We start from the raw sequence: 24743 nt of genomic DNA on the forward strand, positions 1-24743 counted from the left end.
AACTTGATTGGTCAGCGTTCTCTGACTTCTCAGGGCTTCATGGATCAGCGCCAACTGATCTGTGAAGTGCCTTTTTTTATTATTTTTGTTTCTATCTAGTATTCATTTTAAAGAAAAACAATTTCATAGTCAACAAAGTGTCAGAAAATTTTTTGTTTATCTTGTTTTATTATGAATATGCCTTGATCCTTTTTTAACATTGAATTCTTTCTCATGAAACTTTACTCGTTCAGACAAAGAGCCCTTTTGAGGTTCAACTAATCTGTGTGTCTAGATCAAAAAGTCTCAGCATTCAACACTGCTTATAGCCCATTCTATTTGCGCTTAAAACTTCTTTGAAAAATAGGTGTGGAGTAAAACTCAAAAATCAGTTTTACTCCACACCTTAAATCCTCACATCTAATTTACATAACTATGGACTTCTACATCAAATAATACAAACAAATATGTACCTATTATCAGGTTTTCAAACTATACGGACTTGTTACTTTTTATTCAACTTTTTCGAGAATTTTGACATCTCCCGTTTTAGATTTCACATCAATTTTGTATTTTTCATTATCTGGTATTGCAGAAAAATCATTTTTCAGCTCACCAGTTCCTGTGTTTGCTGTTATTTTTACTGATTGGCTAGGATCCTGTAGCCACTTGATAAAGCCAGACTGACTAGAGACTTTTGCATTTACCTTGCTATCTTGGATGGCAATTGTTGGTCCAGATTCATTTTTCAATTCTAATGTACCTTGATTTTCTTCAGAAACAATTTTGCCTTTTTCATTGACTAGCAAAAGATCTCCTTTTGTTCGTTTGACGATTACTTGACCATCCGTTGCTGTTGCTTTTAGCTGTTTTGTTTCAGAATCTTCTAAAATCATACGACCAGAATGATTGTTTAAGACAATGTTGTCTGAGCGCAAGAATTTTAAAATAGATAATCCTTTATTGCCCTCAATCGTTAAATCGCCTAACATGCCAGTAATAACTGTTTTGCCCGAAGCACTTTTAACATCCAAATTCATTGCAGATTCTTCTATGATCACGTCTCCATACTCACTAACGATGTTGCCTTCATCTGCAATAATATTTTTCGCATAGACATCCCCTGAAACTAAATCTAAATTAAAATTCTTTGTTTGGATGTCCAACAAACGTAAATCTCCCCGACTTAAACCCAAGTGAAAATCATCAAGAATCGTTCCTTTTGGGATAAAGAAAATCACTTCTGAACGCCCTGTCCGAGTGAATGTGTCAAAGATATTCTCTTTATCTAACGTTAAATTGACTTTGTTGTCATAAGAGCCATTTTCGATTTTTCGTATATCACTTTCTTTAAATCGGCCCTTTACCATCAGACTTGGCTTTTCTGTACTGGATACTTCAACTGTCGTAATCTCAACATCTGCATCTGAATCAAAACTGAACGCAGCATGGTTATTCGAAGAAAGAGCGAGCTCTTTATAATATTGTCTTCCTGTATACATCAATCGACCAGTTACTGAAAAAAACAACAACATAACCGTTCCAAAGGCCAGTAAACCAATTGACAGGCCATTAATCCAGTGTTGCTTTTTGAAGACCCATCCTTTTATTAATTGCAAAATAATTGCCAACAATAATAAGCATAAAACCATTGGGATTCCTGCCAAATTCTGCTCTACATTTAGCTCCCTAACTGTATAGATCATGAAAAAGATAAATAATACCGACATTACTAACGTTAGTAGTGGTTTTAGGACTTTAAATACCATTTTTATAAATTTTTGCATTCTTTTTTTCTGTGTTTTAATAAACACATCTTGTATGTCTTCTCTAGGTACAACTGAAGTCTTGGCATTGATTGCTGCAGCTAAACTTAAATCTGCATAATAATCAGCGGCCATCTCTTCTGGTGGTGCAAGCCTAGCCACGACTTCTTCTTCTGTCTGCCCTTCTTCTAAACAAATGGCTAACTGCTCCAGTAAATCTTCCTTTAACTCATTAAAGTCTTCTATATCTTCTTCAGCAAAAGCAGCCTTTAGTTGTTTTAAATATTCGTCCATTGTCTTCACTAATCTGCCTCCCTCAGCTTACTTACTTGTTCAACGAATTCATCCCAATCATGTTCTAAAAGTGCCAAATATTCTGTTCCTTTATTAGTCATCTGATAGTACTTTCTGGAAGGACCATCTGGTGATTCTTTGGTATATATGCTGCAATAGGATTCTTTAACTAATCGGCGTAAAACCGGATAAAGCGCCCCCTCGGTAATTGGTATAAACTGATTCACTCGTTGTGTTAACTCGTAACCATATCGATCTTCTTTTTGTATAAAATGAAGCACACACATCTCTAAAGCGCCTTTTTTAAATTGGCTGGAAGCCCTCATTGCTCAATCCCCTTATCACAGTTTTGATTGACAAATTACCCACAATTATCATAACTATCCACTGAAATAGATTGATTATGAAAAGAGCAATTAAGTTAGTTTGATTTGTTTTTAGAAATACAAATTTGCTTGTTACAGTAACACTACGTTTTCTAAAAAGTATCAAAATAACCCTGACACTAAAGTGCTTTGTACTTTAATGCAAGCTACTGTCCAGTCCTTTTTCAGTGGTTGTTGCGGTTGTAATTCTTTTTCTCTTGAATGATACCTTGACGCTCTTCTGGTGTCAAATTAGGATCGCTCAAGCGTTCGCCCCACTCCTTGTTTTTTTGCCCTCTTTCCCTGCCACTAGCAGTGGCTCCTGAAACTGTATCTGCTCCTACATCACTTGGTTGCGATGCATCTTCTATCGGCGCTTGAGCGTCTGTTTGCTCAGAGGCTGTCGACCACTCTTTTTCTACCTCTTGGGTTACTGTTTGATTTGTTGCTTCTTCTATTGTTTTTATTGCCTCTTTTTGTTCTTTTTTTACTTCCTGTTCTTTTAGTTTTTTCTTGATTGAATTTTCAACATCGGCAATCTTTTTTGAGACAATTTTGGCAAGTCGTTCTCTTTTTACAGCGAAGCGTTCTTTGACTGCTTCATCTTTAGAAAATACAGCGTCTGTGGTAACTGTCGTTTGAGTAGTCCCGACACCTATCATCAAAAAAGCTATGCACACTACTATATATTTTTTCATTCTAACTTCTCCTTAATCAACATATTTCTTTACTGCTTTTCTCCTTGAAAGGCATCCAACAATTCATTAAAGCGTGTTTCTTCATCCACAATGCGCCAATATTTTTTCTCTTTCTCATCTGGCATTACTTCTAAATGAATTGTCGTCGGCTCTTTTGTTGCTTTCAATTCTTTAAATGTTTTTTTTAGTGCTTCAAATTGGATTTGATTAAGGTCCTCATCTTTTAATTCAGCTAATTCTTTTAAAATATTATTTAATTGTTTTTCATCAGAGATTTTATCGATATCTTCTAGATGATCGATCTTCTCATATCCTCTAGTTTTTAACCATTGTCCTAATTCTTCCTCTGTTTTTTGATCGATAAGTTGGTCAAAATTTGTCTGATCCAGCCCGATAATCGTCACTTCAGCTTCTTGTTTTTTTGAATTGCTGTCTTTCATCTCTATCGAAAAACTTGTTTCTTTTTCAAGACATTCCTGATAAATCGTTACTAATTCTTGCGCCTGTTCTTTTGACAAATCAAATAATTCCGAAAAATCCTGCATCAAATCCGCTTGAGTGGGTGCACCGATCTGATAAAAATATTGCTCAGCAAGCTCTGCATCTTTATGATAAATCACATTATTGATGAACGCTGTAGCAACATTTTTAGGATCGGTAGGCTTTGTACATCCATTCAAAACAACAACTATAAAAGCTAACATAATAACTATTCCCATTTTTTTCATACGTCTAATTGGCTCCTTTTACGACAATAACTATTGATTTTTTCTGTATATTTTTTATATTTTTCTACTATATAATATTTATATTTCAAATTTCCCTCTCCTGATCATTCTCTATTATTCATAAAATAATAGCAGTTAGACAACAATATACTAAGCTTCCTAACTATTGTCAATAGAATAATAGTTAATCTACCACTCGTTATCTATTTTCCTATAAGTTAATCGCAGAGATTTTGATTTGTTAAGAACAATTTTTAGTTTGTTTACTATTAAATATAATTTTTTCAAACTTTTTCTCATATAAAAATATTAAAGATTTGTCCAAATCGCTGTTTTGTAGCATACTAGTAATAGAAATGTTTTTTTAGAAACACAGATAAAACCAATCTGTTCTGAAATAAATAGCATAAAATGACCGTAATAGTATTTTATATGATTTATTTTCTGACAAATTTGATTGGGAAGTAAAAACCAGAAAAAAGAATTTGGGGTGAGAAAGTTGATCGAATTTCAACATGTTTCAAAAATTTACAAAGGCGGTAAAATCGCTGTAGATGACATCAATCTGTCTTTTGATAAAGGTGAATTTATCTGCTTTATCGGAACCAGTGGCAGTGGGAAAACAACTTCTATGCGAATGATCAATCGGATGACTGATCCATCAAAAGGAAAGATTTTGATCAATGGAGAAGATATCTTAACGATCAATCCAGTAGAACTACGCAGAAAAATTGGTTATGTCATTCAAAATATCGGTTTAATGCCGCACATGACAATCAGAGAAAATATCGTACTTGTGCCTAAGCTCTTAAAAGTTGATTTAGAAGAACGGAATAAAATTGCAGAAAAAATGATCGATCTAGTTGAGTTACCTAGAGAAATGCTAGATCGTTATCCAAACGAACTTTCCGGCGGTCAACAACAACGAATCGGTGTTGTCAGAGCGCTAGCTGCGAATCAAGATATCATCTTGATGGATGAACCTTTCGGCGCATTAGACCCGATCACCAGAGACTCTCTGCAAGATTTGGTCAAAGATCTGCAAGAACGTTTAGGAAAAACGATCGTGTTTGTAACCCATGATATGGATGAAGCGCTAAAATTAGCAAATCGAATTGCGATCATGAGTGAAGGGAAAGTTATTCAATTTGATACACCGGATAATATTCTTCGTAATCCAGTTAATGAATTCGTGGAGGAGCTGATTGGCGAAGACCGTTTGATCCAAGCGAAACCGGATATTACCACTGTGGGTGAAGTTATGCTGAACAACGCAATCACGATCACACCGGAAAAATCTTTATCCGAAGCCATCAAACTGATGAGAGAAAAACGTGTTGATACATTGTTAGTGGTTGACGGATCAGGGGTCTTAAAAGGCTTTATCGACGTTGAAACACTTGACCGACGCAGAAATACCGCTACAAGTGTTAGTGATATCATGAATCCAAAAGTATTCTTTGTAAAAAAATCTTCTTTATTGCGAGATACGCTACAAAGAATCTTAAAACGCGGATTAAAATATGTTCCTGTGGTAGACGATCAACAAAAAGTCGTTGGTATCTTAACTCGAGCATCATTGGTAGATATCGTTTATGATGTAATTTGGGGTGAAGAAGAGTCAGAAGAAGCACCAACTCCAAGTGAACCAGAAACAACTGATGTCAAACAACCTCAAGCGGAGGTGTAAAAAAATGAATCAGTTTCTTTTAGAACGAGGAAATGAACTTGTCACTAAAATAGGTGAACACATTTTTATCTCAGGTATCGCGCTTATTTTAGGAATTTTATTTGCAGTCCCGATCGGGATATTATTAACAAGAACTAAAAAAACAGCTGCAATCATTATTGGTTTGACTAGTGCTTTACAAACCGTCCCTTCATTAGCCTTACTTGCGTTGATGATCCCAATCTTTGGTGTTGGAAAAATTCCAGCAATTATCGCACTGTTTATTTATTCACTGCTCCCTATTTTACGAAATACGTATATTGGTATCAAAGAAGTCAGCTCGGATTATAAAGACGCTGCCAAAGGGATGGGCATGACAAATTTACAATCGATTTTTATGGTTGAACTGCCGATTGCTATGCCGACGATCATGGCTGGGATTCGACTAGCTGCCGTTTATGTGATTGCTTGGGCAACATTAGCTTCTTATATTGGTGCTGGCGGTCTTGGAGACTTTATTTTCAGCGGATTAAACAATTATCAACCAGATTTGATCTTTGCTGGAACCATTCCTGTCACTATTTTAGCCCTAGCTGCAGACCTGTTACTTGGTTTGTTAGAGAAAAAATTAACTCCTAAAGCGCTAAGGGAGGCAGAATAATGAAACGAAAATTACAATTATTACTTATTGCATTTAGCAGTATTTTATTATTATCCAGTTGTTCCTTGCCAGGATTATCTTCAAACTCAGATGATTCTACCATTGCGATAACAGGAGGAATTACCTCTGAAGCACAAATATTAGCAAGTTTAGTTGCCGGGATGATCGAACATTATACAGATGAAAAAACTACGATCATCAATAATTTAGCGACAACAACCATTAACCATCAAGCAATGATGAATGGCGATGCTCAAATTTCGGCTGCACGTTATACTGGGACCGATTTGACGACTACCTTAAATATGGAGCCGATCAAAGATCCTAAAAAAGCCTTTGCTGTTGTACAATCAGAGTTTGACAAACGATTCCAGCAAAAATGGTTCAACTCTTATGGTTTTGCTAATACCTATGCTTTTATGGTCACTCAAGAAACTGCCAAAAAGTATAATTTAAAAACAATCAGCGATTTAAAAAAAGTCGGTGATCAATTGACTGCAGGTGTAGATACCTCTTGGATCGATCGAAAAGGTGATGGGTATAAAGGTTTCACAGAAACATACGGATTTGATTTCAAACGAGTCTTCCCGATGCAAATTGGGTTAGTATATGATGCAGTTGCAGCTAATAAGATGGATGTCGTTTTAGGTTATTCCACAGATGGCCGTATCGGCAGTTATGATTTAGTGATTTTAGAAGATGATCTTCACTTCTTCCCACCTTATGACGCCTGTGCTGTTGCAACTGATGAAATCCTAAAAAAACATCCTGAATTAAAAGATGTTCTAGCTAAACTATCAGGAAAAATTTCTACAGAAACCATGCAAAAGTTAAACTATCAAGCCGATAATGACTTGATGGAACCTGAAACAGTAGCTGAGACCTTCTTACAAGAACACCATTTCTTTGAAAATGAAGGAGGTGGGAAATAATGCAAAATTTACAAGATATGAATTTGCTGCAGCAGTTTTTCTATTACTTTGAACAAAACGGCAGCTATGTATTGAGCCAGTTTGTCCGACATTTTCTGATTTCCATTTATGGTGTATTATTTGCCGCAATCATTGGAATACCGATAGGCATTTTCATTGCTCGTAGAAGAAAAATGGCTGGTTGGGTCGTGAGTATCGCAAATTTGATCCAAACGGTCCCTTCTCTAGCAATGCTTTCAATTTTAATGCTCGGTCTTGGTCTTGGAGTAAACACCGTTATTGTCACTGTCTTTCTTTATTCACTTTTACCAATCATCAAAAATACTTATACTGGTATGATTCAAGTCGATCGGAATATTTTAGATGTAGGTAAAGGAATGGGCATGACAAAATGGCAACTCCTTTACATGGTAGAATTGCCGCTTTCAGTATCTGTGATCATGGCAGGTATCCGCAATGCTTTAGTTGTGGCGATCGGAATCACTGCCATTGGTGCGTTTGTGGGCGCCGGCGGTCTTGGTGATATTATTATCCGTGGAACCAATGCCACAGATGGTACAGCGATCATTCTTGTTGGTGCTTTACCAACAGCATTGATGGCAATCATTACAGACTGGGTATTAGGCATGATCGAACGCCGATTAGATCCAGCGAGTAAACATTCAACAAATTAAATAATAAAAAAAACTTAACTACTTTTACTGCATACTCAATGCATAATAGTAGCTAAGTTTTTTTATTTGCTGTTTATTACTTCTTCAAATGATAACTATAGGTCGCAACAACAATATTTTCTCGCCAAGATAAACGTAGGCGCAAACGTAAACTTGTTTGATTATGCAAAATATTTTGCCAGCGACGATTAGGGACAAATTGCGGAATCAAAACAGTTGTCGTATAATTTCGTTTCGCTGAATTTTTACTCATCAAATCGACATATCGAAGAATTGGATTCGTGATGGATCGATAAGATGAATGAACAACGGAAAAACGAACATCGGGAAAGTGTTTTTTAAACTCTGCTTCGATTTCTTTCTCTTTATCAACATTTTCATCAAGCGAGACATGCATGGCAACCACGTAATCACCGATCGAACGAGCATAATTAACTGCCCCAACATTGGCTTGCGTGGCATTTCCCACTAAGACAATCACCGTATTTCCGTAAAATTCCTGCTGCTGCACCGTTTCTTCCAAGCGCAGTTGTTCAGCCACGTTTTTATAATGAGCATGAATACTGTAGAAAATAAAAATCAAAATCGGCATGATAATAAAAAATGGCCAAATATCTCCTAAACGATATACGAATAAAATAATGATAATTGCATATGATATAAACGCTCCAACAATATTAGCAATCGATTTCGACAACCATTTTTTAGTCTCTTTACGCCATTTGATAACCATCCCTGTTTGAGATAATGCAAACGGAATAAATACACCTATCGAATAAAGTGGAATCAATCGTTCTGTTGAACCTTGGAAAATCATCAATAAAACTACTGAACCTGCAGCCAATGTCAAGATCCCGTTAGAATAGCCTAAACGATCACCACGATCCATGTACATATGAGGCATGAATTTATCTTTTGCTAAATTGTATGCTAGCACCGGAAAAGCCGAAAAACCTGTATTCGCAGCTACTGCCAAAATCAAAGCTGTCGTAAATTGCAGCACATAATAAAGAATGTTTTGACCAAAAACTGCTTTTCCGATTTGAGCCAGTACAGTTACTTCTGTTTGAGGCACGATTCCATACCAATAGTTGATAAACGTGATTCCGACAAAAAAGAATCCCAAAATACCAGCCATCAAAGCTAAGGTTCCAGCAGCATTTTTTGCTCTAGGCTTTTTGAAAAAAGGTACCGCATTACTGATTGCTTCAACACCTGTCAATGACGAAGAACCAGAAGAAAATGCTCGTAAAATCAATGCAATCGTGATTCCTGGCACCACAGTTCCCGGTATCGCTGTTGCATGAAGAGGAACGGATCCAGTAATGATTTTGAATAAACCTGTAGCAATCAGTAAGGTGATCACTGCAATAAAGCTATACACAGGAAACATCAAAAAACCGGCGGATTCTCTTAACCCTCGCAGATTCATCAACATAATTAGTAAAACAATCCCAATTGAAATAGCCACTTGGTGACCATATAAAGCCGGCACCGCTGAAATGATTGCCTCAGCCCCAGCAGAAACAGAAACCGCAACAGTTAGCATATAATCAACTAAAAGTGAGCCGCCGGCAATCAAACCAGCGTTTTTACCTAAGTTTTCACTACTGACTACATATGCTCCGCCGCCATGAGGATAGGCATGAATGATTTGTCGATACGATAACGTTAATGAAATAAGTAAAATAATAACAAACGCAGCAATAGGTAACGAGTACCAAATAGCAGCAGCAGATAAAGTAACGAGTACGACAACGATCTGTTCTGTCCCATAAGCAATTGAGGATAGCGCATCTGATGATAACAACGCAAGCGCTGCAAATCGGCTTAATTTATGCTCATCGTTTTCAGCAGATTTTAGCGGTTTTCCGATAAACAATCGTTTTAAATAGTCCACTTTTTTCTCTCTCCTTCTCTGATTTTTTCTTTTCTATTTTCAGAAAAAAATTGTTTTTTCCGCAAACAATCACATATGCTACGCTTCTAATTTAAGATTGTCAATTATTTACCTGATAAACTATTGAAATATCCATCTCTTCCTCTTTATCTATTAAAGAAATTCTTAGACCAGTGATTTTCTTCATTCTATCAAGATTGTTCTTACAAAAAAAACATTTCGCATTTCCTCTTTTATAGTCACTGTTTTATATAGAACAGTCGCTTGTAAAAACGGAATCACATTTCAAGCCAGTTATACCAAGTAGGATTAATTACGCTCTATTTAACTTCTTCTTTTTTATCTTTAGTATATAGGTTGACATATGAGAAAAACAAAAACCACTAAGATAATGTATACTCACATTTCCTAGTGGTTTCTATTTTCCTATACTTGGTAATACTCCTGATTCATACTCTCAAATTCATCCAAATGCCACTCTTGAACGGCTAATTCCGGCTCTTGCAGCGAATAGCTTTTTGAATACTCTAGCGGTTTAGAGTATTGCGGATTTGATATCAACATATGAGAAATGGTTTCATCTTGCATTTTTATTATATGTTTTAAACGGACTTCCTTCAGTTTTAAATCTGTGATTTCTTCCAGCTGTATGTCCTTTTTAGTCAATAAATTCCGTAAAAATTGTTTATCTCTTACGATAACGAGCGTTAAAACAACAATCACAACAACCATAAAATAGAGAATAACTAATACATTCAAATCCATCTTTTTAATTCCTCCTAACAATTCATACCTATGGTACCATGTTACGGAGATAGATTTTTTCATTTTTTTAGTTAAAACAGCTATTTTTATAAATATTTTTGAGAAAATCGAATTAATTCATACTGTTTTTTTATCATTTTTGATATATTCAAAGGAGATAATTGTGATCAAATGTCACTTCTACTATATAATCACCAATTTTTCTATAAACCTGTTCTTGGATACGGATCTTTAATTCTTGATCCGTTGCCTTAAAATGATTTGGAACGACTAAATCAAATAATATCCGTGGCTTGCCACCATGATCTACCAAACGAATATCATGCCCTTTTAACTCACTGTTGATTGCTTTGATTATCTTTTTCAACTCTTGATGAATAAACTGTTGTCTTTGATCATGTAAGTTGACTGGATCAATGTGACAGACAAGATCAACACCCAACTGTTCTTTAAATTTCCTTTCGATTTCATCAATCGTTTCATGCGCTTGGGTTAAGTCCCAACGATCATCGATTTCAATATGAACCGAAGCAAATGTTTTGTTTGGCCCATATTGATGAATCAGTAAATCATGATAGCCGACAATATCTGGAACAGATGATAAATATAGCTTCATTTCATCGATAGCCTCTTGATCAGGACGTAACCCCATCAGCTCATTCACAAATTCACGAATCAATTGCAACCCACTAAAAATAATATAGCATGCAATCAATAGCCCAACCCAACCATCGATTTTAAGTCCAGTAAGACCTTCAATTGTTGCTGAAACCAATACAGCAATGGTCGTAAATACATCATTTAAACTATCTTTTGCTGTTGCGACCAAGGTATTAGAATCAATTTTTTTAGCAACTCGTTGGTAAAAAACACTTTGCCAAACCTTAATCAAAATAGACAATAATAGCACGATCAAAATCACAGGTGTCACCTTAATGCTTTGCGGATCTCTGATTCGATCGATAGATGTCATAAAAAATTGAAAGCCGACAAAGGTAATCAATAACGAAACTAACATGCCGCTGATATATTCAAAACGTTCATGACCATATGGATGTTCTTTATCTGCCGGTTTCCCAGAAATATAAAAACCAACTAATGTTAGAACTGATGATACTGTATCTGATAAGTTATTCATCGCATCTGCCATGATTGATACACTACCAGAAACCAGTCCAATCAATAGTTTACCTACAAAAAGCAGCATATTGGACAATAGACCGATGATTCCGGCAAAAATACCAAATGCTGTTCGAATATCTGAACTTTTTTGTTGTCTTTTTTCAAAACGATCAATTAAAAAATTTATCATAATAACCCCTACCTCGTTTTTAGCATATCTTAAGACTATAAAATGATTTTACAAATTTGTATAGAAAAATGTAGCTTTATTAGTGACTTTTTATTGTTTAGAAAGCCCCAATTTGATTGATTGGAGTTCTTTGTTTTTTTGTTAGGGACACCTTGAAAGCTATGATTATCACTTACTCAAAAAAAGATTGAAACATAACCGCTGTCGGTTTATTTCAATCTTTTTTGATAGCTACATATCTTTAATGGAAAATATGGCTCTCATGGGAAACCTTCGCCAATTTTTTCGTTTTTTCTTCAATATAAGGATACAAGAAGATCCCTAATACACAGAAGACAATTGAGATGCTTAACAAAATTATGATCGCCTTCCAAGCATTAGGCCAGTAAATTCCCCCAGCGGATTCTCTCAATAAATTAACGGCATGAGTAAATGGTAAAAATGGATTGATAAATTGGAAGAACTTCCCGGAAACTTGGATTGGATAATTTCCCCCACCGCCAGAAATAGAGAGCACTAAGATAATAATCGCAGCACCTTTTCCGACATTCCCGAACAGTCCGACCAATACATAAACCATCATCATAAATGCAAAGCCAATCAATAAAGCAAATAAAACACTATAAACTGGTTGTCTCACATCTACTCCTAAAAGAAAATAATTTCCTAAAGTAACGATCAAGGCTTGTGCTAAGCCCATTACTAAGAATGTCATCATTCGTGCAGAAAATTGTTCTCGTTTAGAATATTTGCCACGGTCTTTTTCATCTAAATAAAAATCAGTTGTTGCAACACTTGAAAATAAAACTGCGCCGACCCATAAACAAAGTGCTGTGTAAAATGGGGTACTTGCTGATCCATTGTTGGCAATCGGATAAATTTTATTTTCTGAAACTTCAACGGGTTTAGTGAAGAAGTCACTTTCAGCGTTAGCATCAAGTTTAAGCAGTTTTATCACTTGCCCAAGGTCGACATCCTTTTCACCTTTACGGATCGCGTCAGCGGCCTTATGAAGCCCAGTTTTGATATTTGGCCAATCATTTTGAATTAAGTCATTGGCTTTATCCAAAGCAGCTTCAAGATCTGGCATTTTTTCATTGACTGTTTTTAATGTATCGGTAATATTTTCTTTGATTCCTGGATAGTCATTTTTGATAAAAGCTGCGGCTAATCCAAGTTTTTCTTCGATAACTGGTAATTCATTGTTGTATAATTCGGCTCCTTTATTGATGCCGTTTACGATTGTATCCATATGACCATTCAATAAAACATTTGCATCATGGAGCTCCTGTTTGATTGCAGGGAGTTCCGCTTGGTATTTTTCCAAGATGCCGATTGCATTGGCTACTGTCGTTTCTGTTGAACTCAATAACGCGGCGAAATCAATTTGTTTCGCTTGGTTAAGAAGACCTTGAGCAGTAGAGACCGTCGCAATTAATTTCGTTAAGATATTATTGACCATCGTTGATACAGCATCAACATCAATGCTTCCAGCAGTTGCTGCAATTTGATTTGCTTCATCTTGAATAGCTTGGAGATCAGCATCAGTGATCGCATTTACATCTAGACTATCCACTTTATTTTTTAATACTGAAATCATGCTGTTAACTGTATTTAATTTGTCAATCGTCGGTTGCAGGTCTTGATTTCCCGCTGATTCTTGAATTTGTGTCAGTGTTTGAATCAATTGCTGAATGACCACTTGTTGACGACCTAAGCTTTCTGATAGCTCTTGTTTTAACACTTCACGTTCAGCCGGTGTCAAACGATTGTCCCGCAGTTGCTCAACAACCGAAGCCACACTTGAACTGATCGTTTGGATTGCTTGTAAGGTTACTTTCATACTACTTGTAATACCAGGTAAAGCTTCTTGCAATTTAGCCGCTCCTTCAGATGTTGCCGTAGCTAAACTATCCGCTTGATCACCTAGCTTTTGGATTTCTGGTAATGCGTTTTGAACACCTTGAATAATCGTCAATCCTTGTTTGGCTTCATTGATTCCTTCATTCATCGTTTGTTCCACTGAAGCAAAATCTTCATCGATCATCGCTAATTGTTTACCAGCATTTTGAATCTCTGGAATTTTCTCCTGCAAGGTTAAAATAACTTTTGCCTGTTCTTTGATCGTCGGCATCTTATCATTTAGATCAACTAGTTTTGTACCTAAAGCATCGACTTGGGGTAAATAATCCACAAATTCATTTGCTTTAGCTAACTTTGTTTTCAGCTCCGGCATTTTTCCATGGAGAGCAACAACCTCTTGCGTGTACTTATCGATTTGATCAATATTTTCATCGGTTGAAAGAATCATGTTCTTTACTTTGGTGATGCTGACTAAATTAGAATCTAAATTGTACCCAATATCATTAAACACTCCAACTAACGTGCTACTGGCGGTTTTGATAAATTGATCTGTGATTTGGGCTTGTAATGATGATGCGCCTTTGTCTGCAATTTTTGGTGCGATTGCATTGATTTTCTCATTGATCGAATAGTCTATTTTTGGTTTAGTAATTTCTCCTGTTGTAAAGCTCAATAGATCTTTAGAGAAATCTTTTGGTAAATAAATCCCGGCATAATACTTACCGGATTTGACCCCTTTATCCAATTCTTCTTTTGAATCAACAAATTTCCAGCCTAACTGCTTATTTTTATGAAGGTTTTTCAAGACCTCATCACCAATATTGACTTCTTTATCTTTGAAAGTCGCAGCTTTGTCGTCGCTGTATACGGCAATCGGCAGTTCTCCTGTATTTGCGTATGGATCCCACAATGCTTTGATATTGAACCATGCATAAAGTGATGGAATGATCATCAGTGCAATAATCAAAAATGTAGCGATCGGGTTTTTAAAAATCCGTTGCCAATCTAATTTAAATAACTTCAATGTATTTTTTATGTGTTTCATCCTGCTCACCTACTCTTTTTAATGACTGATATACTTTAGCATAATTTTTTTATCAATAACAAATGAAAATTCCTATTTTTGTCCATTTCTACGACAGGTTTCTTGAATTGTCGTAGAGATTTTCTTCATGTGTTTATTTCTAAACTTCAATTGTTGCTTTTGCTTTTTCAGTTAATACTTCCCGGCACCTCAAAAAAGACAAACTCATCCGAATGAATCAGCTTGCCTTTATTTTTTTACTTATAGTTTTGCTGAAAAATCTGATACTACTTTTTTCACTTCATTTACTGAATCAGGATTTAAATAAGAAAGTGCTCTAGGAACCACGCTCATAAGATACATCTTATCAAGCTTATCCGTTGATCTTCTCTCCATCAATTCTGCCAGCAAATGTTTCATGTCATCTTGATGGTCTGCTTTTGTTCGATCCATTATGAAGTCATAAAATTGCTTTTCTTCTGCTTTCATCGGCTATGCCCCCTAGAGATTTTATTCTATTATAAGCTTTAATAAGAATAAGTAGTAGTAATTTGCATTTATCAAAAAAATGAAAATTATATAAAAAAATAGCAGAAATAAAATATGAGTATTTCACTGATTTTTGACATAGTAATAGAATATCATTCGCGTTTTCATCTGATAATCCACCTTATCAAAACAATAAGCCGTCTATACTTTATATTTCTCAATCAAAAAATCATACGCCGCCCGACTGATGATCCCCATCGGCTGATTGATTGCCGGATTAAAGTAAAAATCCATTGTAACTAATTCTTCCAGCGTCGTTTCCTTATCAATTGCTAAAGATAATGTATTGATCGATTGAGTAATATCTTTTTCAGACATTAATTGCCCACCAATCAATTTGTGTGATCCTTTTTCAAAAACTAATTTGATATGCACATCTTCTTGTAATTCAAGGTAAGGTAGTTGACATGGTAATGTTAAAAAAATCCCTTCTACTTCAATACCTTCAAACTTAGCTTCCTCTTCTGTTAAACCAGTACTAGCCACATAACTGTCGAAAATTTTAGTCGCCGTCGTTTTTTGCGTCATGTTATATTTCATAGAATGTCCCAACACATTCATCGCTGCAACCGTGGCGCTTCTTACAACATTATTCACTAAAGGAATAAATGATTTACGGTAACTGTTGCGTACAGGATAAGAAATAACGTCTCCCAAAGCAAAAATATCTGGATCACTTGTCTGCATTTGTTCATTAACACGAATCGTTCCGTTTGTATTTAAATCTAAAAAGTCTTTCACCAAAGATGTATCTGGACGTGCATTCACTGCCACGATCACGTAATCATTTCTGATTTCTTCATTGGTTGTTTTTGTTATAAACATCTCTTCATCAATATCTGAAAATCCAATAACACTTTCGTTCAGATGAAGAAACGCACCAGAATCTTTTATTTTTTGTTCGATGATTGACGAAATTTCTTTCCCTAAATAACGGAAAAGTACAGAATCTGCACTTTCAATCAAATGAACCTCTTTTCCTTGTCCTTTTAATGCATCACACAACTCTACGCCGATGTACCCACCACCGATAATAGAGATTGATTTGGCTTTTTCTAGTTTTCCCAACACTTCTACAGAACTAGAATAGCTCTTAAAAACAGTTACTTTGTCTTTACTTGGTAGTGTTATATTTGTTGAAAATTGATTTGATCCTGTTGCAAGAATCAACTTATCATAGCTTACTTCATAATATTTCCCTTGAATATCTTCATAAATGATTATTTTTTTCTTTGGATTTATCGCAGTAACTGTTGCGTTAAGTAACACATCCACGCCTTTATCATCTAATTCTTCTGATGTTATATATCTCACTTTGTTTAATTCATCGACCATTTGATTCATCTTCAAAACGATTCCACTTGAAACAAAGCTAACCTCACTTCTTTTTTCGACTAGAAGAACCTCAGTTCGAGAATTTAACTTTTTTAACGTCAGTGCTGCTTGAAGCCCTCCATGTGAGGCCCCGATAATTACCACTTTCACCAAGGTTCCTCTCCCTTCAATCAAATAAGTCATCGCTATAATTTTATAAATACAAAATAACAATAACATTCTGTTCCATTATATATAAAATATCATTATTTTAAAATAATAATAAGTAGAAAATTTCTTTTTATAAGTTCCGTATTGCCATTTTCTCACGAATCAAGTATGCTTAAAGTGAGGTGTCTATTATGCTTAAACGAGATTTTTTAGAAAAGCCCTTTGATTATATGAATGATATATTATTATTTTTATACAACAATCAAGGCAGTGCAACAAAAAATGAGTTAGTTAGTGAATTTAGAATCAGCTTACCAACTTTGAATGAATATTTATCTTTTCTACAAAGCTTTCTTGAAGAAAACAACTTAGATGAAGAAGTTGAAATAACTTTGCAAGGGGAGAATATTTCTTTGAAAAAACACCTAACTTTCCCATTAAAGAAAGTTGTTGTTCTTTTTTTAGAAAAATCCATTAAATTTCAGATGGTCAATCAATTGTTCAACAAAGGTGAATTAACTTGTGATTATTTTCAACTGAATTATGCGATTAGTTCTGCGACTTATTATCGCAAGATTACGGAATTAAATGAACTTCTCAAAGAATTCCGACTGCAAATCAAGCGTGGAAAACTAGTCGGTGAAGAAAAACAGATTCGTTATTTCTTCTTTAATTTCTTTTGGTTTCTTTTTGAAGATAAGTCTAATCTGGAAAAAGAAACTGCTAATCAATATCTAGGTTTTGTAGATATTTTGAAAGAGTCTCTTAATCTGTCTTTCGATCCAACTGAAGTATTGCAAATTAAGCTGTGGATGAAAATTTCTTTCCGCCGACTGACTGCAGATTACAACCCAGTCATCAGTCCTAACTATGATTATCCCGATCGACCGTTGTTTGAAGAGATTAATTTAGCCTTACATACATATATGAAAAAAATCGACCGTCCATATACTATTTACGAAGCCTACATGTTTTATGATTTCTTTTGTTCTATGCATAATTTTTCGCCTAATTCATTTTTTGCATTTAGATTGGCTGAAAAACAGCGTAGAGAAAGTTCTTATTTAAACTATATGAATAAAGTTATCTTAAAATATCTAAAACAGCAAGGCTATTTATCCAGCTACGCTTCTTCAGCTCGTTTGTTATACATTGAAAATTTATTGTTTCAGCTGCATTCTCAGCTTTATTACTTTGATGGTTTCATCTTACCGTTCGATAGTTGGACGATTAAATCGATCGTCAACGCTCATCGTCATCCATTTTCTGGTAATGAAGTTTTTGAACTGATGGATATTGCGACTAAAAAGTTTGATCAAGATGGTGAAAAAGGCAGTTATAAAAATAAATTCACTGAAATCCACTATACGATCATTTTAAATCACATTGCTGAATTGAATGAAGAAAAAATTGCGATTGGTGTCTATCATTCATTAAATCCCTTCGTCGGTGATTTAGTGATTCAGCATCTAACAAATATTTTAGGCCACAAATATCCAATTAAAGCCGAAGCGTTCAAAGAAGATAGTCATTACGATATACTGCTTTCAAATATTTATAGTGATATGATTGCTGAGAAACAAGAACTGATCTATATTTTTTCAGATATTGGTAATAGTTATGATATGGCTGAAATTGAAAATTTGATTATTCGTCTAATTGATAAACGATAACAAATCGCTTGTTCCATTTATCACTAACTGAAATTATAACAGAGAATACGTCCTCGTTGTTCTCTGTTTTCTCTATGTCTACTAAATTTAATGAGAATTATTATATGTATATCATACCACAAATTCTAATTTTATTTTGTTTTTATTTTTATAATTATAACAAAATTCAAAACACTTGCATTCATTTAGATAAAATAAAAAAAACGATAAAATTTTATCGTTTTTTTATTTTATCCATCCGATATCATCAAACGGAGCAAATCTAAACGAAACAACCCCTTCGATCGCCTGACCATCAACTAATCCAAAAGCTCTACTGTCACTTGAATTATTTCGATTATCTCCTAATACAAAATAATGCCCTTTAGGAATTTTTTTCAGTTGTGACATTTGTTCCAAACAATCTTCAGACACATTTATTTTGATTGTTCCATCCGGTAATTCACTAGCTGCGGAGAATTCTGAAACTTTTGGCAACGATTCTGCCTGATGATTGATAAATAAATCATTTCCTTCAGTCCATACTAAGTCTCCTGGCATAGCAATGATCCGTTTTACATACTGAAACTCACTTTTTACAGGTGGTTTAAATGTAATGATCTCATATCTTTTTGGTTCTTTTGTGCGACGCACTATCACTCGATCTCCATTGAGTAGTGTCGGCTTCATCGAGTCTCCGTCCACCATATGAGGAGAAGTATTCAAGATAAAGAAAAAGACAAACAATGCAAATAAAACTACTGGAAACATAAACTTTACGATTTCAATAATATTCTCTTTTCGTCTTTTCTTTTTTCTTTTTTCAACTTCTTCTTTTGTTAATTTTTTCTTTTTTTTCTTTTTACTGATCGGCGCTGAATTACTAACAAGTTCTTCCCTATTCTTAGGTCTTGGTTTCATTACAGATTCTTCTCTTAGTGAACCCAGACGTTCTTTCGGGTGAGGACGTTTCTTTTTAGGTCTTGGCTGTTGCGGCCTTTTATTCTTGCTAGTATTTTTATTTTTTGATTGCTTCCCTTTATTAAACTTCCTTTTTAATTGACGTTTTAAGCGTTCAAAACGTTCTTTGATTTCATCCATGATACACCTCAATCATACCGTTTATGCTCTAGTTTAAGAATAACAGACTGTCGCATCTTTTTCCATATATAAACGACCTAAAGTAAAGAAGCACTGCGTAGCGTTTATTTCATCATGACAAGATTGAAACTATGTATATCGATTATGATTTAAACTGGCTGTTTTACTCATTTTCCTAGCAAAGTATTCTCACTATATTTTCATTCTTACTGATTCATTGAAAAAAGTGAGTGGAACAAAACTTTTAAAAGTTTTGCTCCACTCACCTAATTTGATAACATTTAGTCATGATAGCCGAAACCTTTTTGATTTAACTTCTCACTAACTTTTCTTATTTATCCAATACTAATTCTTGACCTTCAATGATAAAGCTATTGCCAAGCTGATTTTTATTCATTAATGTTTGGACCGATACTCCTGAATCCTGAGCGATTTCCCATAATGTCTGTCCACCTTTGACAACATAGACTTCTTTAGGCTCTTCATTTTGTTTACTTTCAGCAGTCGCAGTGGCATTGTCAGTCGTTTGTGACTGTGCACCGTCTACAGGAGCAGGTATCGAAACTCCATCACCAGCTGTTTCTGGGGTCCATGAACCTCCAGCTGATGCACCTAAAACCAATGAACCAGACATAAAGTAAATCGCAGTACTAAACAATATTGTAGAAAAAATCAACAGTATAGGGTATTTTTTATTGATTCGATTTTTCATATTGTTCTTCCCTTCATTCACGTCTTACAATAATTAGTTTCCTGATTTATCCAAACGTGATAATTTGTTTAAGCGTTCTTCTAACTCACGATAGATCGTCATTACTTCATTCTTAGACTCTTCTACTTCGTTAGAGATATTTTTCGCACGATTTCCGATATTTAGCATTTCAAGTTCAGCAGAGTTGACCATGTGTTTCGCTTCAACTTGTGCTTCGCTAATGATACGGTTTGCTTCTTTCTTAGCAGAAACCATTACTTCACCGATTTCTTGTTGTGATTTCAAAGCTTCTTCTTGTAAAGATTGGTTTTTCAATAATAAATCATTGATTTGTTGTTTTGCTTGTAGTAGTTCAGCTAATTGATTTCCTGTAGCTTCCCCTGTAGCAGACATGCTGCGCATTGTTTCTAGTTCAGCATTTAAGTTTTCTAGTTCTTCTTCTTTTTCTTTATAGATACTTCTTAAACCAGCTAATTCAGATTCAAATACATTTTTTTGAATAGAATATTTATCATTCAACCCTTGGATACGACCTAGATTTGCTTCTAATTCGCTTTTATCTTTTAGTACTGTTTCCAATTCTTTTTTAAGTTCTTCCACGCGACTGTTATCAACTGAAATATCACTACTTGTTGATAGCGTGATTTCTTTGTCTTTTAGTTCTTGGTTTTCTTGTTGTAATTGGTGCATTTGTTCTTGAAGATCAGCAAGTTTTTGTGTTAACTCTTGATTTTCTTTATTAGTAGTTTGAAGTTTTTCATTCAATGATTCTAATTCCATCTTCACCGTCTCCAATGCTTCTTGTTTTTCTCCGATATTTCCTCGGGCTGCTAGATCTGCTTGTAATTGTTGTATTTCTTTTTCTTTTTCAAGAATTTGTGTTTCCAATGCTTTGTCTTTTTCAACAAGAGCTTTTTCTAAAGAAGCAATTTGTTCTTGTCCACTACTATTTACTTTTTTCAATTCTTCTATTTGTGTTTTTAGTTGATCGATTTCTTCTGTTGAATCAACAGGTTCATGCGCATCTTCTAATTCCAAAAGTTCTGTTTCTTTTTGGTTAAGTTGTGTTGCCAGTTCATCGTTTGTGACTTTCAACAGTTCAAGCTCATCTTGATTACTTTCCACTTTAAGCACTAATTGTTTATTTTGTTGAGATAAACGGAAATTTTCTTCTTTATTTTGTTCAAATTCAGATTCTTGTAATCTGTATTCTTCGATCAATTCTCTTAATCGTGTAATCTCTTGTTCTTGTTCTGCCAACAAAGTATTATTGCTCGTTGTTGTCACTGCAGCTGGCTGCTGCTCACTTTCCGAATTGAAATCTACTTCTTGTGATAACTCTTCTTCGGAAACTTCGTTAATTTTTTTAATTAACCGTCTCTTTGCCATACGTTTTACACCCCGTCTTTTATTTCTCTACTCTATTTGTCTAGTTTTACGCTTTCTAAGTTAGCCTCTTTCGATTCTCTTGCATAAACGAACGATTGTTTAGACAGCTTGTTTGTTTTATCTCGATATGTAAAGTTAAAATCAATCATTGTGATTTCTTTTACTGGCTGTAATTCCTTAATAAATGTTTCAATGTTTTTTTCAGCCGTTTGAAAATCATTAAATGTTAGTGATGTTGGAAAAACTGAAACTGTTAATGTTTCCGTTTTTTGACTGATCATGATTGCCACATTTGCTTCGCCAAAAAAGGGCTGCCAATCTCTTAATAGCTGAAGTTCATAGTTATCTAACGCTTGGGCATCTCGACTTTCTACTACTTTTTTCCAAGGGAATTCAGTTAATTTTAATGAATTTTCTTTATAGCTTTCAATCTCAGCGCCAGAAGAAGCTCCCCCTCTGGCATCTTTAATCTCTTCTATTTTCAACTCTAAATCTTTATTATCTTTTCTTAAAGTATCTTGATTGTAAAGTATTCCAAAAAGTATTAGACAAAAAATAATTGCTGCCATCATCAAAAATAAAAGTGATCGATTATTTTCTTGATACTTATAAAAATTGATCTTTCGTTTCATTTTTGGACTATCAGAATCTAAGCTTTCCAGCTGGAAGCGAACATACAACTGATAACTGAAAAAAAGAAACAGTATTACTACCAATACAAACATAAAAATCGTCATCAAATATAAACTCCTTTATCCCGTAATAAAAAAACACTGTGTTTATCGTTTTTTTTGAAAGTTATTCACTTTCCACCCAATTATACATAGTTTATTGTAACATTACGTCACGTTATTGCCAACTTTTTTTTATAAACAAGCTTAAAGTCAATAAAAACAATAGAGGTTTTACGATAATTTATTATTTTTTTATTATTTGAATCAGATGAAATCAATTATTTCGTATAAATAGTCTGTTTTCTTTTCCCAATATCAGTATTTTTACTGTTTAATTCTAATAAGTATAAATAACAATGTATAAGTAGATAGTAACTCCCTATGGTTTAGCATTACAGTAAATTGATTTTTGTATCTATCACTGATAAAAACAAAATATGTTCTATTATTTTGGCTGATAACGACCTGATACGTTAACGATATGTACCAAGATTTTCTTCCTCTAGTTCTGCTTCTAAAATTCCTACGCTGACTCCTAATGCTCGATCAACAGAGTCCATGATATCTATACTCAAATGGCAAACTTTCTCTTTTAAACGTATTTTATCAATCGTGCGAATCTGTTCTAGTAAAATAACCGAATCACGTTCGATCCCAGTTTCTTCTGAATTGATTCCTATATGTGTTGGTAATTTTGGCTTCGCCATCTTCGCTGTGATTGCTGCTACGATGATGGTTGGACTAAAATGATTACCTAAATTATTTTGTATGACTAGTACTGGACGTACTCCCCCTTGTTCTGATCCTACAACAGGGGATAAGTCTGCAAAATATATGTCACCCCTTTTGACCATTTGAAACCTCCTGTTCTATTTATACTCCCTTGGCATACGTTCAGAAAACGTACATGCCACTTCATAGTGGATCGTCTCTAGTTTATCTGCCACCATTTGCATTGTGATATTCTCTCCATGGTCATGTCCTATCATAGTGACTTGCGTTCCTACTGCTACTTTTTCCGACAATCGAATCATACATTGATCCATACAGATTCTACCGACGATTTCACATTTTTTTCCATTTACTAATACTGAAAATCCTTGTAAATGACGCAACCATCCATCTGCATAACCGATTGGTATAGTACCGATCCATTCACTTTCTGTTGTTGTATACGTGTTGCCATAACCAATTCCTTCGCCAGGTGAGAGTTCTTTCACATGAATCAATTTCGATACTAAACTCAAAGCTGGCTTCAAAGGATAGACTTCAGATAACTCATGTCCAGACGGATTCAGTCCATACATCGCTATGCCAAAACGAATCATATTCCCTGGATTATCTGGATGCCAAAGTGCTGTTGCACTATTGCTTACATGAACATATTTAGGTAATTCAAAAAGCGCAGATAATACTGCTTGAAAACGATCTGATTGTTTTTCAAAATAGCGTGTATCTTTTTCATCGGCTGTGGAAAAATGAGTGAATAACCCTTCCCAAATAAGTGTCTTTGTTGCTTGTGTTAATTTAACAGCTTGTTTTACGGTTTCTGGTGTGGTAAATCCAATTCGTCCCATACCAGTATCAACTTTTATATGTATTTTTAGTGGTGATTGTGTTTCTATATGATTCAATCGTTCAATTGCTTGTTCCAGCCATTCTTGTGTTGCTACCGTCACTGACAGATCATATTGCAACAGCAAGTCTATGTACGAAACATCGACAACACTTAAAATCAGTATCGGCTCTGTAATACCGGCTTCTCTTAGTTCTATAGCTTCATCTAAGATTGCTACACAAAATCCAGTAGCGCCACCCTCAATAGCTGCTTTTGCTGTTTGAACAGCTCCATGACCATAGCCATTGGCTTTTACTACAGCAAATAGTTCTGTTCCTTGCGGCATTCGTTTTACTTCATTGTAAACATTTTCTTTGATTGCCTGTGTATCGATCACTAACTTTGTGGGGCGATGCCATCCTACGACCATATGTGTCCTTCTTTCTTTTTAGGCCAAAATAGAAAAGTCAAAGCTGTTCATTACATTCCTTACATTGAAAAAATCAAGTAATCTCTGTGTAACAGCTTTTATCTCAACCTTTATTCAAATTCGATAGGTAAAACAAGTTCTGATTCAGTCTACTTCTAAAATGATTTGGGCAACAGCAAAGGTATCTGTGTGTGAAATAGACACAAATACATTTCCCTCATGAGGCGATTTCGTCACTTTAGGCGCTCCGCTTTCTTCTTTCAAAATTTCAACGTCACGTAACCCTACACTTCCAATGCCAGTCCCCCATGCCTTAGAAAAAGCTTCTTTACAAGCAAAGCGGCCTGCTAAAAATTCTACTTGACGTTTATGCGATAATTCTTGAAAAAGTACATATTCATCATCAGTGAGAACTCGTTGCACAAAAGAAGACTTATTCTCAATAATTTTTTCGATTCTGGGAAGTTCCACCATATCTATACCAATTCCTCTTATCATTCTCCCAAGCCCTCTTTTTTTATTTTATAAATTACTCTTATTCTATCAAATTTTAGCAATTTTTC

At 34.8% G+C, this 24743-nt stretch carries 22 protein-coding genes; 5 read left to right on the plus strand and 17 right to left on the minus strand.

Features of this window, described 5'->3' with window-relative positions; all coding sequences use genetic code 11:
- Nucleotides 1–491 precede the first annotated feature (491 nt).
- From JZO69_RS06135 to JZO69_RS06150, 4 genes are all read right to left on the minus strand, one after another.
- On the minus strand, nucleotides 492–2039 hold the full coding sequence (locus JZO69_RS06135; RefSeq protein ID WP_242586601.1) for a DUF4097 family beta strand repeat-containing protein: 1548 nt from the start codon (nucleotides 2037–2039) through the stop codon (nucleotides 492–494).
- An 8-nt stretch (nucleotides 2040–2047) separates the two neighbouring features.
- Nucleotides 2048–2365 (minus strand): PadR family transcriptional regulator, encoded by a 318-nt coding sequence (locus tag JZO69_RS06140; protein ID WP_207112011.1) that lies wholly within the window; start codon nucleotides 2363–2365, stop codon nucleotides 2048–2050.
- Nucleotides 2366–2589: 224 nt separating this feature from the next.
- A complete protein-coding gene (locus JZO69_RS06145) occupies nucleotides 2590–3102 on the minus strand; it encodes a hypothetical protein (protein ID WP_207112012.1) in 513 nt (170 codons plus the stop codon).
- Nucleotides 3103–3131: 29 nt separating this feature from the next.
- Nucleotides 3132–3830 carry a hypothetical protein gene (locus JZO69_RS06150; protein ID WP_207112013.1) on the minus strand — a complete coding sequence of 233 codons (699 nt, stop codon included), beginning with the start codon at nucleotides 3828–3830 and terminating at the stop codon, nucleotides 3132–3134.
- Between the two features lie 499 nt (nucleotides 3831–4329).
- Between JZO69_RS06150 and JZO69_RS06155 the strand changes: the two genes are divergently transcribed.
- The 4 genes from JZO69_RS06155 to JZO69_RS06170 are packed head-to-tail and all read left to right on the plus strand — an operon-like array spanning nucleotide 4330 to nucleotide 7766.
- Complete coding sequence (locus JZO69_RS06155) at nucleotides 4330–5520, plus strand: betaine/proline/choline family ABC transporter ATP-binding protein (protein ID WP_207112014.1); 1191 nt, start codon at nucleotides 4330–4332, stop codon at nucleotides 5518–5520.
- Between the two features lie 4 nt (nucleotides 5521–5524).
- Entirely contained in the window at nucleotides 5525–6160 is a 636-nt protein-coding gene (locus JZO69_RS06160) for an ABC transporter permease (RefSeq protein WP_207112015.1), read from the plus strand.
- Nucleotides 6160–7092, plus strand: a complete 933-nt coding sequence (locus JZO69_RS06165; protein WP_207112016.1) for an osmoprotectant ABC transporter substrate-binding protein — start codon at nucleotides 6160–6162, stop codon at nucleotides 7090–7092. Before JZO69_RS06160 ends, JZO69_RS06165 begins: the two co-directional genes overlap by 1 nt.
- Nucleotides 7092–7766, plus strand: coding sequence for an ABC transporter permease (locus tag JZO69_RS06170; protein ID WP_207112017.1), 675 nt, complete (start codon nucleotides 7092–7094; stop codon nucleotides 7764–7766). Before JZO69_RS06165 ends, JZO69_RS06170 begins: the two co-directional genes overlap by 1 nt.
- A 76-nt stretch (nucleotides 7767–7842) precedes the next feature.
- Here the strand turns inward: JZO69_RS06170 and JZO69_RS06175 are convergent, their stop codons facing one another.
- The 6 genes from JZO69_RS06175 to JZO69_RS06200 all read right to left on the minus strand — a co-directional run bounded on the left by JZO69_RS06175 (nucleotide 7843) and on the right by JZO69_RS06200 (nucleotide 16664).
- The gene (locus JZO69_RS06175; RefSeq protein WP_207112018.1) at nucleotides 7843–9666 is read right to left on the minus strand and encodes an amino acid permease; all 1824 of its coding nucleotides are present in this window, start codon (nucleotides 9664–9666) and stop codon (nucleotides 7843–7845) included.
- Nucleotides 9667–10092: 426 nt separating this feature from the next.
- Nucleotides 10093–10431 (minus strand): hypothetical protein, encoded by a 339-nt coding sequence (locus tag JZO69_RS06180; protein ID WP_207112019.1) that lies wholly within the window; start codon nucleotides 10429–10431, stop codon nucleotides 10093–10095.
- Nucleotides 10432–10579: 148 nt separating this feature from the next.
- On the minus strand, nucleotides 10580–11743 hold the full coding sequence (locus JZO69_RS06185; protein ID WP_207112020.1) for a cation diffusion facilitator family transporter: 1164 nt from the start codon (nucleotides 11741–11743) through the stop codon (nucleotides 10580–10582).
- A 241-nt stretch (nucleotides 11744–11984) separates the two neighbouring features.
- Nucleotides 11985–14651: a YhgE/Pip domain-containing protein gene (locus JZO69_RS06190; RefSeq protein WP_207112021.1), complete on the minus strand. Its 2667-nt coding sequence runs from the start codon at nucleotides 14649–14651 to the stop codon at nucleotides 11985–11987.
- A gap of 240 nt (nucleotides 14652–14891) precedes the next feature.
- Complete coding sequence (locus JZO69_RS06195) at nucleotides 14892–15119, minus strand: hypothetical protein (protein WP_207112022.1); 228 nt, start codon at nucleotides 15117–15119, stop codon at nucleotides 14892–14894.
- Between the two features lie 201 nt (nucleotides 15120–15320).
- Nucleotides 15321–16664: an FAD-dependent oxidoreductase gene (locus JZO69_RS06200; protein WP_207112023.1), complete on the minus strand. Its 1344-nt coding sequence runs from the start codon at nucleotides 16662–16664 to the stop codon at nucleotides 15321–15323.
- A 191-nt stretch (nucleotides 16665–16855) separates the two neighbouring features.
- Here JZO69_RS06200 and JZO69_RS06205 point away from each other — a divergent pair, with 191 nt between their 5' ends.
- Nucleotides 16856–18337, plus strand: coding sequence for an AcpB/EbpR/MafR family transcriptional regulator (locus tag JZO69_RS06205; RefSeq protein WP_207112024.1), 1482 nt, complete (start codon nucleotides 16856–16858; stop codon nucleotides 18335–18337).
- Nucleotides 18338–18562: 225 nt separating this feature from the next.
- Here JZO69_RS06205 and lepB read toward each other — a convergent pair whose 3' ends face one another.
- From lepB to acpS, 7 genes are all read right to left on the minus strand, one after another.
- Nucleotides 18563–19417: a signal peptidase I gene (gene lepB, locus JZO69_RS06210; protein WP_207112025.1), complete on the minus strand. Its 855-nt coding sequence runs from the start codon at nucleotides 19415–19417 to the stop codon at nucleotides 18563–18565.
- Between the two features lie 331 nt (nucleotides 19418–19748).
- Nucleotides 19749–20129, minus strand: coding sequence for a LysM peptidoglycan-binding domain-containing protein (locus JZO69_RS06215; RefSeq protein ID WP_207112026.1), 381 nt, complete (start codon nucleotides 20127–20129; stop codon nucleotides 19749–19751).
- Between the two features lie 33 nt (nucleotides 20130–20162).
- Nucleotides 20163–21518, minus strand: coding sequence for a coiled-coil domain-containing protein (locus JZO69_RS06220; protein WP_207112027.1), 1356 nt, complete (start codon nucleotides 21516–21518; stop codon nucleotides 20163–20165).
- A 32-nt stretch (nucleotides 21519–21550) separates the two neighbouring features.
- Entirely contained in the window at nucleotides 21551–22255 is a 705-nt protein-coding gene (locus JZO69_RS06225) for a hypothetical protein (RefSeq protein ID WP_207112028.1), read from the minus strand.
- Nucleotides 22256–22665: 410 nt separating this feature from the next.
- Nucleotides 22666–23046: a type II toxin-antitoxin system PemK/MazF family toxin gene (locus JZO69_RS06230; protein WP_207112029.1), complete on the minus strand. Its 381-nt coding sequence runs from the start codon at nucleotides 23044–23046 to the stop codon at nucleotides 22666–22668.
- A gap of 15 nt (nucleotides 23047–23061) precedes the next feature.
- Nucleotides 23062–24180 carry an alanine racemase gene (gene alr / locus JZO69_RS06235; protein ID WP_207112030.1) on the minus strand — a complete coding sequence of 373 codons (1119 nt, stop codon included), beginning with the start codon at nucleotides 24178–24180 and terminating at the stop codon, nucleotides 23062–23064.
- 144 nt (nucleotides 24181–24324) lie between these two features.
- On the minus strand, nucleotides 24325–24678 hold the full coding sequence (gene acpS / locus JZO69_RS06240; RefSeq protein WP_207112031.1) for a holo-ACP synthase: 354 nt from the start codon (nucleotides 24676–24678) through the stop codon (nucleotides 24325–24327).
- Between the last annotated feature and the right edge of the window lie 65 nt (nucleotides 24679–24743).

The organism is Candidatus Enterococcus ikei (assembly GCF_017316105.1).
Classification (GTDB): Bacteria; Bacillota; Bacilli; order Lactobacillales; family Enterococcaceae; genus Enterococcus_L; species Enterococcus_L ikei.